Origin of the sequence: Pseudomonas sp. SIMBA_068 (assembly GCF_046534705.1) — a bacterium.
In the GTDB taxonomy this organism is placed as follows: domain Bacteria; phylum Pseudomonadota; class Gammaproteobacteria; order Pseudomonadales; family Pseudomonadaceae; genus Aquipseudomonas; species Aquipseudomonas putida.
Genome location: NZ_JAWRYI010001726.1, coordinates 1 through 233, shown reverse-complemented (window position 1 = coordinate 233; position 233 = coordinate 1). Strand labels below are relative to the sequence as shown.

The following is a 233-nucleotide window of genomic DNA, read 5'->3' as shown; positions in this document are numbered from 1 at the left end:
CCCTGGGCGTGGCGACAAGGGCTCGGTGTGGAAATTGGGGTCGGCTTCGAACGGGCGGATATCATCGACGAAAAACTCGATCTGTTCGCGGCGCAAGGCCTGACCGAGGCGTTCGCTGTTGTCCACGAGCAGGGAAGTGCGGATACCGGGATGGCGCTCGATGAAGTGGCGCAGGGCGTCGGGCACCAGGCGCACGGCCAGGGCCGGGCCGCTGCCGAAGTGCAACTCGCCGG

The 233-nt window shown here is 67.0% G+C and carries 1 protein-coding gene; it reads right to left on the bottom strand.

Annotated features, from left to right (window positions below):
- Positions 1–233, bottom strand: a 233-nt coding sequence (locus SB756_RS35660) for a LysR substrate-binding domain-containing protein (RefSeq protein WP_410913957.1), incomplete at both ends; no start/stop codon positions are given.